A 12280-nucleotide genomic window follows, 5' to 3' on the forward strand; every position below is an offset into this window, starting at 1 on the left:
GGCGCGTCGGGCAGCCCGGCTCGATCTCTAGTGGTGAAGGTGAGAGCCGAACTGCTCGTCACGCACGGTTCTTTTAGGCGTTTCGACTTGGCAGCCCGCAGGCACCAAGGGCCTCCTGGCGCCGGCTGCGTGACCGACGGACAGGACCGTGCCTGCTCCCACAACTTGCGACGCCTCGCGAAGCGCGCCCCTCGTCGGATCAGGCTGCGCAATGATATAGCCAAGGTTCAAACATCTGTCAAGAACAAAGTAAGAACATCTCGCCTAGCCTCGCCGTCATGGCCGTCCCCGGACTTGATCCGGGGATCAGTCCCGGCCACCCACGTCTTAAACCCACCGCGTCGAAAAAGGCGTGGATACCCGCGACAAGCGCGGGCATGACGATGGAGGATATGACGCAACTCAGTATCATCGCCCCATGCAGAAGGGCGGCTGGGTCTACATCATGACGAACCGGCGCAACGGGACGCTCTATTGCGGCGTGACGAGCGATCTCGCCCGCCGCGCCTGGGAGCACCGCGAGGGCGTCATTCCCGGCTTCACGAAGCAATACGGCCTCACGCGCCTCGTCTGGTACGAGTGCTTCGAGGACATCCGCGATGCGATCCAGCGCGAGAAAACCATGAAGCACTGGCCCCGCGCCTGGAAAATCCGCCTCATCCACGGCCTGAACCCGCTCTGGGACGATCTCTACGAGACGCTGAACCACTAGGCGGGCGCCATTCCCGACACCCTCCACGTCATGCCCGCACGTGTTGCGGGCATCCACGTCTTCAAGGCGCTCCGTTGCTTAAGACGTGGATGGTCGGGACTGATCCCCGGATCAAGTCCGGGGACGGCCATGACGGTGGATAGGCATACGAAATGCTGTTCCAGAGATCGGCGTCGTCATTAAAGTCGAAAACTTATTGGCGTTGAAGATCGGCGATCAGTTCAATAGATTGATCTACCCCTATTTTAGCGAGGATTCCGAGCTTTCAGATGAGGCCGCAAGGATAGGCTTGTGGCTCTTGGATCAAGCTCTCGCGAACTATCCGCCGGATGATCTACGGATGTTAGATGTTCTACGTAGCGCGTCCTTCTCTACAGCCCATAATCCTCTTCAGGGAGATGAGCGCGACATCCTATTGAGAAGGTACGAAGAGGTCTTGGCGGAGTGGAAAAGAATACGAGATGAGTTTAAATAAAATAATTTAATTGTTAGTGGGAGATACAATACGTTATTTGTAGCTATCTTTCGTAGTATTTAGAAAGTATATATAAATTATATCAAATATTAGCTTACCAAGCCAAGATTTGACATAGTTCCAGTGGAAAATCTGATTTTTATATTGATAATCGCTAGTACGGAAGGTGACTTTCTGTCTAGACCTAAGTGTTGATCTGCTTCGATGGACACTCTAGTGACTAACTTGTCATCTTCGAGCAAGCAATGAAAATACCCATCTGTTGTCTTGAAATCGGATGGTGGTAGTTGGTTATTCGCTGGTGTCGTAAGCCCATCTAGGTTGTGGACTCATAACTGCGGATCCAGATGCGAGTTGAGACCAGTTTGATGGCGGCCAGGAAGTTGTCCGGGTTCTTGTCGTATCGCGTGGCGATGCCGCGGAACTGCTTGAGCTTGTTGAAGAAGCGCTCCACCAGGTTTCTGTAACGGTACAGAAAGGCACTGAAGACGAACGAGCCTTTGCGGTTGCTCTTGGGCGGGATGTTGGCCCAGAGGTGTTGCTCCTGCGCCTGCTCGCGAATGGCATTGCTGTCGTAAGCTTTATCCGCCAGCAGGATCGTCCCTGGCGTCAGATTGGCCAACAACTGCTCGGCTGCGGTGCCGTCATGAGCCTGTCCCGGCGTGAGAGAGATCCGGATCGGGCGGCCTTCGGCATCCACCAGCGCGTGGATCTTGGTGCTCAGGCCACCACGGGAACGTCCCATGCCACCATCTGGCCCCCCTTTTTACCCGTCGCGCCATGCTGATGAACGCGCACGCACGTACGTACTGTCGATCATGATCAGATCGCCATCGTAGGCCACCGAGACCGCCTGAAGGATGCGGTCCCACACGCCGGCCTCACGCCAGCGCACAAAACGACTGTAGCAGGTTGTGGAGGCGCCATAGCGCTCAGGAATGTCGCGCCAGGGCGACCCGGTGCGGAAGCGCCAGAGAATGCCGTTGAGCACCCGTCGGTCGTTCACCCGCGGCACGCCCCGCGCCTTGTTGGGCAGCAAAGGCTCAATGATCTTCCACTCAAAATCAGTCAGCTCGTGTCGACGCATCGGCCCCTCCCTTCTTCGGGAGGTGAATCATCAACTCGCTGCAAATGAAAGATCTTTTATGAGTTCACGCCCTAGTAGGATAGGCAAAGGAGGGGAACATGTTATAAACGCGGAACTCGGTTGACAGCGCGAAAGGCACTTACATTTTCAGTAAGATGATGTTCGGATCGAGTCCCCGTCAATATTACCCCGCTGAAGCAGTTATCGAGAATGAAGCTGAACGCATTCTTGAGCGCTTCTGCTTTTTCTCCGGTAGTGGTTTCAACGATCTCTCCCATCGCGAGCGGTCGATTGACAATCACGTTTAACGAATGCTTCGTTGCGAGTTGAAAGGCGTGCGTCAACGACGTGTTAAGTTTATTGTACGTAAATTGTAGGTAACCAAATGCACCTGAACGACAAGCAATCTTTGCCGATTCAATGTCGCTTACGCTCACCCCAAACGTCGGTATGCCTTGTGTTTGTGCATAGCTGAGCGCCCTTACTAAATCCCTTGATCTCAGCGTACTAGCCTTCGGCCGATGAACCTGAAGAAGGTCGACCTTTCCAAGGGTCTTCATACTCTGATCGATGCTTCGGCATAATGCGTGGTACGAGTGATCGACAAATGGCGTCTGTGAGGTCCAATCCCAGTGCTCGGCAATTTTGGTGCTGACATAGATCGGAGGACTGTTGGTCGGTCGCTTCTCTAGAAATGCCCCAAGGATCTTTTCACTCGAGCCGTAGCCTGGAGCAGTATCGACGAAAGTGATCCCTTTGGAAATTGCATGATCGAGCAATGCATAAGCCCGTTCCTCACGAGGAGGCATACCCTGCTTGTACCCCCATGGGCGTCCAATCGAAAGAAGTCCTAAGCCTAGGCTAACCGAGCTGCGTCCAGGTCCTCGCATAATACAGATACTTTTGCGGCTAAAAGTTGCTACGCTACCCTCTGAAACTCTGGAAAAGTATGAGTGACAGTGCGATTGTGCTCGAGCCAAGCGCCCGCCAATGCGAATATCTTTCCTTGAGGATAAGTAAGGAAATCCCGAAGCCAAAAACCAAGCTGGTCTCACGGGTAGCTGCCACAAGAGACATTGGGGCATAATTCATTGCAACTACCACAAGTCCCCAGGATATCACTTGGAGGATTCCAGCAGAAAATCCGAGCTTCCAAGTCGAAAGAGGAATGCTGCGGTAATTCGTCTTTGCCGAAAAGTAGAGAACAGCTGCGCTTCCCAACCCATCAATTAGTGAAATCCACGCTACATACGCGAGTGGAGATTGAGACGCTCTTACACCGACACCGTCAATCACGATGTAGGATGTGGACAGCACGGCAGCCAAGAGGCTGTATATTACGGCTCCAGTGCTAAAACCGCTTCGGATTGCTCCCCCCTTCAATGCTACGATTGCAACACCTAGCGCAATGCCGATCAAGGCGAAGGTACCTCCGGTTGAGACTGCCTCGCCGCTTATGTAGAGGGCGAGCAGCGCGACGAATATCGGGGTGGATCCGCGAACGATCGGGTAGACCTGGCCCATATCTCCAAAACGGTAGGCTTGTTGGCCGACGATGCGCGCAGCGATATGGAATGAAGCGCCGTAAATCAGATACTTGATCGAAGCAGACGAAATCTCGTCAAATATAAAAATGCCGATCAGGCCAAGCACAGCAGAGCATACAGCCATTGCTAAAACAATAGATGCGCTATTCCCAACCTTGATCATGGCATTCCATGAAGCATGCAGGGCTGCGGAGAAGAGAACCAATGATAGAGGTAACAGGCTCACGATATATTGCTCACTTAGAAATGCGGTTCATCGGCAGCGCCACTCCTACCGGAAAGCAGGAATACGTCCCGCTGCAACGTCACTCACCAGATGCTGATGTTGCTCGTAAATCAAAGGTGGGAGAGATGTAGGAGAGAAGAACGAGAGCTCGAACGTTTCCTTGTTGTCGACTAACAGTTCTCCTCCGATAATCTTCATCTTGAAGAAGACGGTGAAGGTTTGGCATTGATCGCCGTTTTCACAGGTTACGAAGTATTTCGAGTAGACCCCGAGCAGCTCTATCGGTGAGACGATCAACCCCGTTTCTTCAAAGATTTCCCTCACTGCCGCGTCAGCTGCGGACTCTCCCAGTTCAACGATGCCCCCAGGGAACCCCCAGTGATCATGTACTGCCGACCTCTTCTGAAGAAGGACTTTCCCTTCGTGATCCTCAATCCAGCCGCCTGCCGAATTGACGAAAATGAGGTCGCTCCCAATCTTACTCCGAATTTCTCTAATCCAGCCTGCCATCTGATCACTCCAAAGTTTGAGCGGGAAGCAAGAGGAGCAGATTCCCCTATTTTCCGTGGCTTCGTTTGCCGAAAGATACTTGCGTGACATCCAGTCAAGGATGGCAAGGCGCTATTGCATTACCAGGTTGCCATCTCAGCCTATGATAGGGGCGGGAGCAGGCTTTCGTTTCTTGTTCCTGTTTCTGGTGAGTATGGAACGGGAATCTCACCTGCGGCAGACTGATGCCATAGAACTCGGACTTCATCCTCGCTCCAGCCTTCTCTGCTGTGAACACATGCCCCGTTATCCCATAGAACAAGGTCGTTGGGCTCCAATGCTGCCGCACAGCGATAAGGAGCTTCTTCCACATAACGCCATAGCTCGGTCAGCAGAGCTCGACTTTCCCCTTCCGTGAGACCCACGACAAGGCTGTCTCTGCGGGTGGGCAGGTACAGCATGGGAACTTGTGTCGAGAGGTGGCGGCGCACGAGCGGGTGTACTGGGCCAATCTTTCGGATCTCTATTGGATAGGATGGTCCTGCTTCTGATATGGTAACTTCGTGTTCTCGCGGATAGTGGTGATGAATTACACGTAACTTTGAGATTTTGCTTTTGAGCTCAGAAGGGAGTGATGCGTAGACCTTGCGCATATCCATGAAAAAGGTCCGCGGAGGATTGCGCGGAGCTTTCTTGCAGTAAAGGAAGACATGCCCGGATGGAACCTCCCATGGAGCGGACGAATCCGTATGCCACACTTGGGCGGAGGCATTGCCATTGCCGAAGCGTCGTCCGTTGCTATCAGTTCCATTAGAAATCACCTTGATTGACCCCCCAACGTGATGGGCTTCAACCGACGGTGTTCTACTATTCATTAATGGTCCAAAACGACCCGCTAGCCCCTCGAGTTGTTCTGCCGATAGCTCCTGATGCCGAATTAGTACCACGAGGTGATCTGCTAAAATTTGGCGCAGTCGCCAATAGAACTCGTCCGAGGGATAAAGTTCGCTGAGGACTACATCCTTTAGCTCGACGCCCAGATGGGGCGAGAGGGGTTCGTATTTTAGATTCATTGAACTGATGCCTTTCCTCGATACAGCCTGAGACGCCTCAATAGGGGTTCTCAACTGCATAATGTTCGCCGTCGATACGCAGATGTTTGGCAAGGTCCTGTGGCGGCCGGCTAATGCGAACAAAGTTGTTTCGCTGGTTGCCCAATATGCTGGCTACGATCTGCATGATCTGATTTTCGCGATCATTCTGAGACGCTACGTCGAGTTCAAGGTAAACCGCATATATGAGAGCGAGACATGATACTTCTCGCGGCATGATGGGATGTTTCCATTGGAATTCACTTTTCCAGAATGAAAGAATCTCTGCGCCACGCGCTTGAGCGCGATGTGCGATGTCACGTAGGTATTCATCACTAGGGAGAACGGCTTGTGGATGAGATAAGACCTGCCCGGTCCCTGGTACGGTAATCTCTCCGGGTACGATAACGTATTGATCGTTGTCGAAGTAGTGCGTTCCCGGATATGGGGCGATGAATGTGGTAATACCAACATTACATTCGAGCCCAACATACTTCAGAATTTTGTCGCACGTGTAGATCAGGCCGTCCCGGGTAATCTTGGGTGCAAAAAGAATAATGTTGAACGAACATTTCATATGGTTGTTCAAAATGTTTCTGATCGCTATATCGGAACGGTCGTTCTCCAGGCGCTTGTTGAAGTCCTTTAAGCTTTCTCCGTCCCATGACTCAGCGCCGAAGGCCACGACCTTGAATCCTGCTTTGTACATCAACGCACAAATGTCATCGGTAATCATTTGCGCCGTTGCACGACATCCAAAGTGGCCGTCTATCCCTTGTTCGATGATGGCTTCGCAAAACTGCTTGGCGCGCTGAGGCATGGCGAGAAAGTTTTCGTCGTCAAAATATATGAAGATCTCTGGGTCGGTTGCGAGGATCTTCACGCATTTATCGACCAATTCTTGTGCGGACGCGCCAACGACCCGCACTTTTTTCTCGTCTGACGCAAGTTTAAGAAAGTTTGTACTGATGCAGAACGAACAGCCGTAAGGGCAATAGTTCGACGTAATCAGCCTAATCATCTTCGGGCTCAGATCAAGGATCTGAAGCAATTCATCGTCATAGTTGTCGTTGATATATCTCCAGTAAGGCTGATAGTCCTTCACATCCATTTCATAGGTTGAGAAAACCTCGGAGTATTGCTCTGACTATCTGACCGAAAAGTCAAAACAAACGTACACTTCATCATCGATAGCGAGAGCGTAGACACCGCGATTACATGGCTTCGAGATCCGCCGGATTTTCTCAGAGAGATCAACGCCCTTATCTTTCTAAATTATAAGCCTTCTGGTCGTAAAGTTTTTGAAGAGCGTCTTCTCAGGAATAGCCCGCGAGTAGATGAGTTTTTCAAACTAGCGACGTCCGCGAACTTGAAATTTAAGGTGGGTTTCGACGCCTGTTGCGTGAGCGGCGTATTCGCCAGGACAAAGGCCAGCGCCAGTTTAGTCGATGCATGCGACGCGGGTCGGTTTTCGTTATACGTATCTGAGGACCTCAAGGTTTACCCCTGCTCGTTTCAGAGCGGACTAGCCGCTGGCGATAGGCTGACCGATGAAACGTCACTTCTTGATATTTGGCACACTTCGGAAAATGTCCGCTCTTTCAGGCGTTATTTCGCGTCTGATCGGTGTGGGGGGTGCTCACACAGGAAGAACTGCATGAACGGCTGTCCTCTCTTCGACCAGCTGGTTGTTTGCGGGAACCGCTAGCTTCGGCGGTGTGGCTGCCGTTTTTGAGCTACCTGTATTTGCTGTTGGATCCGGGCCGTTGCCTCAGCCCGAATATATAATGTCTCCAGTATTGCGCCATGCCGTCTCTTTGAGCCGAAACCGGATGCCTTGCTTGTGCCTGCTCTTGACGAATGCCCCCAATCTTGGGCGCTTCAAGCTATGAGCAAGGCTGCTGACGTTCTGCTCCAAAACATCCCACGGCAGGAGCCTTCCTCTCACCCATGCTTGGATGAACAAGGAGGCTGGCTTGTTGCCAGAGATGCCGTAGAGCAACATCGCGACCCATTGACCCCACTCGGCGCAGTGGTTGCGTAGCAGGTCGTCCAGCAGGATCGAGACGGCTTGGCGCGCCTTGGGGCAAGGGGCGCCCGCGCTGGTCCAGAGGGCGTCGATGAAGTTGCCGACTACTTCGACGTGGGATTTCATATCCGCATCGTGAAAGCCGACGTAGCGCGAAACGGCCTTGAACTCCCATAGTTCGTCTCCCGCTTGGCGCAGCACCTCCTGCAGCAGGTCGGCGTCGAACGTGACAAAGCTGTGGCAGCGGCCTGCCAAGCCAATCACGGCTCTAGCGTAGGACGCCAAGCCGAGGTGCCCTCTATCGTTCATGCGGTAGAGGACGGCCTGGAGCCAGATGGCCGCGACCCTGGTGCCATACCAGGCGAAGACACGGTAGTTGAGGTCATCGGATAGGAGAGGGCAGCCCTTCTCCTTAGCCAGGAAGGCGGCGTCGAAAAATCGGGATCCGAAAATATCCAGGGTCTTCCGGACTTCCGGGGCCAAGTCGTCGGGAAGTAGCACCGTCTCGATCTGGCAGCCCGCCTCGATCTTCTCCTTGGCCGCCTCCACGACCGAGATCTGTTCGGCAATGCGTTCCGGGGTGATGTCGTCCCGGTAGAACTGCCCGTCACGCCAGCCCATCGTCATCTGGCTGCCGCCGTAGCGCTCCTGAAGGCTCACCTTCATGCGGTCGGCCATGCGCAACGTCGATGCCGGCGTGTAGACCGTGCCGAACCACTCCCGGAGGACGGAGAAGAGGTCCAGCTCGGCGGCGATCCAGGTCGTGTACGGGTCGAGCACGACGCCCTTGCCGCGGCCCGCATCGACGGTCCTGAACGCCCCGATGCGCTCGTCTGCCGCGCCGACGCAGGTTCGGACGTCCTCGCCGAGGCTGCGGAGATACCAGGCGAATCCAACCGGGTCGCCGCCGAGGCGGCGGGCCAAAGCGGCCAGCGGCATGCCTTCGCGGTGCAGCAGCGCCATCCTGCGCTGCGCCTCCGACGTCTCCTTGACCATCTGCAGCGCGGCGTCCACGTTGCCGTCCTGCATGACGAAGCGGGTGAGCCCCGGCTTTCCCGGATAACGCAGCTCATACTCCTCGCTGATCACGAGGTGGAGGTGCAGGTACTTGCTCCTGACCTCGGCAACCTTCCATTCTTCGGGCTCGCCCATTGCCTTGGGGATGGTGAACGTGTCTCCGGCGCGCTTCCCCGTCACCAGGGCCGCCAAGGTGTGGTCCGGGGGATAGACCGTCGTCCCGAAGAGGTCCGAACCCTCGTCGATGACGAACGTTCGGCTCTCGCCGTGGGGGCCTGCGATCGACACCCATGTGTCCGGGCCGGCCACCGAGATTTGGAGCAGCTCGCTCCGGTTGGCCGACGAGAACACCAGGTAGACCAGGGACAGCGCCGCGACATGGTCGTCGGGGTGCCGCCGGGCGAGATTAAAGGCCGCGACGAGCGCGCGGTCTGGCTCACCCGCCTTGCCGACCTCCTGGATAACGGCCGCCTGCTGCTGGACGTGTCCGGTCAGCCGGTCGAGGTTGAGGCGTTTGAACACGTTGCGCGCCTTGCCCGGCTTCCTGAGCCGCCGGTATGTCTCGGCCAGTCGGTAGGCGACGTAGGGGTCGTTCGGATCCTCCTTGTGGAGGCGGCGGAACATCCGTTGCGCGTCGGTAAGCTTGTTGGCGTTCAGCAGGACCGTGGCGTGCGCTACCGCGACGCTGCGCCTTGCCCGGAGATCCGGCCGCACCTTCTCGAAAAAGCTCAGGTTCCGCTTCCGCGGCGGATATTCCTGGGCGTGGGCCATAGCGAGCCAGACATACTCCTTCTCGAAGCCGTGCGCCGGCAGATACCCGTCGAGCAGGTTGATGACGTCGCTCGGCGAGCCGGACTGCTCCGCATAGTTTGCCACCATGAGGCGGGCGGCGATGTGGCTGTCGGGCGTGATGGCGGCGAGGGCGGCCCGGTACGCCTCATCGGCGATGTCGGGTTCGCCCAGCAGCACGGCCTCCTGGGCCACGAGCGCCGATTGGCGCGGGTGACCTACAGCAGCCTGCTGGATAGCCTTCAGCGCGTCGACGCCGGGATGTGTCTCCGGCTTCCGGAACGGCGCGAGCGCGAGGATGGTCCGGACAACGCCTTTCTCGTGCTCCGGGACGTTGGCCCGTCCAAAGGCCTCGATGGCCCCGTCGACGTCTCCCAGGTGCATCAGTAGGAGGCCGCGGTTGAAGGCTAGGTCCGGATCGTCCGGGAGAACATCGAGGATCCTCCTTGCAAGATCGTATTTCCGGCTTTCAAGCGCGACGTAGGCGGCGTTGGCCAAAACCTCCTTCTCGCCGATCTTCCGGTCCGCGATCTCCGTCGCGAGAGCGAGGGCCTTCTCCTTGTCCTGCAGGAGATGGTACGCCACCATCGCGTTTGCCAAGGCCGGGACGGCGTCGTCGTATTGGCGCGTCAGGAACGCGCTCGGCTTGGACCGCCAATAGGCGTCCAGCACGGTGGCTGCAGTCTCAAGCTCTTTCCGCCTCGGTTCGGGGATGATCCGGGTGCGTTGGATCTCCTCGTCTGCCACCGCCTCGTCGAGCGTCGCGTAGGCGCAGTAGACCTGCAGGGTCTCGCTGTCCGGATAAAGCTCCAGGCCGCGGCGCGCTTTGGCATGCCAAATCTTCGACGCGCGGCTGCGCAAGAAAATGATCTCGCCACCGAGCACCGGCTCCCGCTCGCGCAGCCCAGGAGGAATGCCCTCGAGCCCGTCCTCGATCTCCGGGACCATGGCGGCTGCCTGGGGGATGTACGAGGCGGCAAGTTCGTTGGCCGGGTCAGCCCGTAAGACGGACCGGCCGAACTCCACAGCTGACAGCGGATCGCCGCCCATCCACAGGGCCAGGATCTTGTTAGCTGCGGCGCGCGGATCCTGTGGTGCATGGTCGTAAGCCTCGAGCCACCAGCGCGACGCCGCCTCAAGGTTGTCGCTGGCGAAATGCTGGAAGGCAATGTTAGCCTTGACCCGAAACAGGATCGTACCGCTCGCATGTGAAGGAAGACGTGCCAGCAGACTCTGGAAATCCTTGAGGGCCTCGCGAGGATCTTTGTGGCGTGCCTCGTCTCTTAACCGGTCGATGTCTTGATTGAGGTACGCCTCGAGCGGATCAGGCGATGGTGGGCCGTCGCTCTGAACGATGTGAGAGGCCGCTCCCCCGTGAGGGGGCAGGAACATCAGTTGACGCAGTGTCTCGCTTACCGTGTTCCGAACATCGTCCGGCGTCATGCCTGACTCGGTCTGGATGACCTGGTGTGCCTGGATGAGCTGGATCGAGGCGTCGCGGGTCGCGGCGACCGAGATATTGGCGCTCAGTTGTGACGATTGATGACCAATAGGGAGGGGCGCATCGTAAGGGTCGGTTGACGATGCGCCGATCAGTTTCCCGGCTCGTCCCGGTTTCCCATCGTCAGGCCGCTGAGCGTGAAGTCTCCGCCGACTTTCGCCTTCACGCCGATGTCCTGGGCATTCTGAATGTTCTTCAGAAGGACATTGCCCACCACGTCCAGATCCAGGTCGATCTGGGCCCGCTGGACGGCAGCCTGGGCGTTCGGATCAGCCTTCAGCGCCGCAAGGAGGGCCTGGACGCTTTCCTGGATCTCGGCAGTGTCTTCATTTGGAATGGGATTGATTGCAGCCGCGAGTTCGGCGCGTCCCTCGTCCCGGGTCGCGGCATCCCCGATCTTGTCGGCGGCCCGGCCCGCTTGCCGGCCGAAGATGCCGACGATCGTACCTTTCAACTTGTTGTAGACGTCCTTGGTAGCTTCCTCAACGGTGGCCGTGGCGGCCACAATCGCGCCTGCCTCAATCGTTTTAAGCAAAAAAGGGATATCGATAGCTTCAAGCATGTGTGGGAGAGACTCAGCCGGTGGTTGTCCATTCACACATAATGGGTCCCTTGAAGAAATAGAAGTGCCTTCAAGGAGCTGGCTAAGCTGTGTTGCGCGAATGGAGTTGGTGTTCGGGGTGGCGCTAACCCTAGACGTGCATCCATTTCCACTTAGAGCTTTCCGAACCAGCGATGCCCGTGCTTCTTAAGATAGGGTATATTGAGATTGATGTCGGCGAATTTGCTGAGATTGTCCCAACCACGCACGATGACGTAAAGGGCGCCGATGAGGGCCGCATAGGCAGTGAATTGCTCGGTTGGTGTTAGGGAAGTCTTGGGATTAATGTAAAGCGGCATGGCTGCAATGACCGCACCCATGGCACCAAAGATGAGTTCGAGGAGGGCGTAAATCGGACGTACCTTCTGTCGAAGAAGATAGGCGATGAGACCAATGCTAAGGGCAGCGGCAGCCATGCCTAAAGGGCCTAAGAGTGCATGAGAGTTGGTGAACATAAACCGCGCCACCATGTCGGCGGCGTAATAGGGCCATAAAAGGTCAGATACGATCCAACTGGCAATTGGGATGATTACCAGAAGAGCAGCGACGGAAGCCACGATGGGATGCTTCCTAAAGCATGCTTGTCTTGCAGAGACTCCTCCAGTCAGGAAGGCCTTGGTTTTTCGGAGGATGACAACTGAGCGGGCCGGGAGTGTCTTAAGAACGATCATAGGGTTAGGGAGAGAGTTCTCGTCTTTGGCTTTAGTAGCGCGATT

At 56.1% G+C, this 12280-nt stretch carries 10 protein-coding genes and 1 pseudogene; 2 read left to right on the forward strand and 9 right to left on the reverse strand.

Going from position 1 to position 12280, the window contains the following annotated elements; all coding sequences use genetic code 11:
* Positions 1-418 precede the first annotated feature (418 nt).
* Positions 419-712 (forward strand): GIY-YIG nuclease family protein, encoded by a 294-nt coding sequence (locus OC446_RS10065; protein ID WP_262028964.1) that lies wholly within the window; start codon positions 419-421, stop codon positions 710-712.
* A gap of 791 nt (positions 713-1503) precedes the next feature.
* On the opposite strand, the pseudogene OC446_RS10070 reads toward OC446_RS10065, so the two are convergent.
* From OC446_RS10070 to OC446_RS10090, 6 genes and pseudogenes are all read right to left on the reverse strand, one after another.
* Positions 1504-2274: pseudogene (locus OC446_RS10070) on the reverse strand (IS5 family transposase).
* A 101-nt stretch (positions 2275-2375) separates the two neighbouring features.
* Positions 2376-3164: an aldo/keto reductase gene (locus tag OC446_RS10075; protein ID WP_262028896.1), complete on the reverse strand. Its 789-nt coding sequence runs from the start codon at positions 3162-3164 to the stop codon at positions 2376-2378.
* 34 nt (positions 3165-3198) lie between these two features.
* Entirely contained in the window at positions 3199-4047 is an 849-nt protein-coding gene (locus OC446_RS10080; protein WP_262028897.1) for an EamA family transporter, read from the reverse strand.
* A gap of 45 nt (positions 4048-4092) precedes the next feature.
* Complete coding sequence (locus OC446_RS10085) at positions 4093-4557, reverse strand: NUDIX hydrolase (protein WP_262028898.1); 465 nt, start codon at positions 4555-4557, stop codon at positions 4093-4095.
* A gap of 140 nt (positions 4558-4697) precedes the next feature.
* On the reverse strand, positions 4698-5669 hold the full coding sequence (locus tag OC446_RS31005; RefSeq protein WP_410055053.1) for a TauD/TfdA dioxygenase family protein: 972 nt from the start codon (positions 5667-5669) through the stop codon (positions 4698-4700).
* The gene (locus OC446_RS10090) at positions 5647-6732 is read right to left on the reverse strand and encodes a radical SAM protein (protein ID WP_262028899.1); all 1086 of its coding nucleotides are present in this window, start codon (positions 6730-6732) and stop codon (positions 5647-5649) included. The genes OC446_RS31005 and OC446_RS10090 overlap by 23 nt, the downstream gene beginning before the upstream one ends.
* A 297-nt stretch (positions 6733-7029) precedes the next feature.
* Here OC446_RS10090 and OC446_RS31010 point away from each other — a divergent pair, with 297 nt between their 5' ends.
* Complete coding sequence (locus OC446_RS31010; protein WP_410055054.1) at positions 7030-7335, forward strand: SPASM domain-containing protein; 306 nt, start codon at positions 7030-7032, stop codon at positions 7333-7335.
* 63 nt (positions 7336-7398) lie between these two features.
* On the opposite strand, the gene OC446_RS10095 is transcribed toward OC446_RS31010, so the two are convergent.
* The 3 genes from OC446_RS10095 to OC446_RS10105 form a co-directional block, all read right to left on the reverse strand.
* Positions 7399-10905: a tetratricopeptide repeat protein gene (locus OC446_RS10095; RefSeq protein ID WP_262028900.1), complete on the reverse strand. Its 3507-nt coding sequence runs from the start codon at positions 10903-10905 to the stop codon at positions 7399-7401.
* Between the two features lie 149 nt (positions 10906-11054).
* A complete protein-coding gene (locus OC446_RS10100; RefSeq protein WP_262028901.1) occupies positions 11055-11498 on the reverse strand; it encodes a hypothetical protein in 444 nt (147 codons plus the stop codon).
* Between the two features lie 179 nt (positions 11499-11677).
* Positions 11678-12121, reverse strand: coding sequence for a hypothetical protein (locus tag OC446_RS10105; protein WP_262028902.1), 444 nt, complete (start codon positions 12119-12121; stop codon positions 11678-11680).
* Positions 12122-12280 lie beyond the last annotated feature (159 nt).

It is taken from the genome of Microvirga sp. Mcv34, from assembly GCF_024519725.1.
In the GTDB taxonomy this organism is placed as follows: Bacteria; Pseudomonadota; Alphaproteobacteria; order Rhizobiales; family Beijerinckiaceae; genus Microvirga.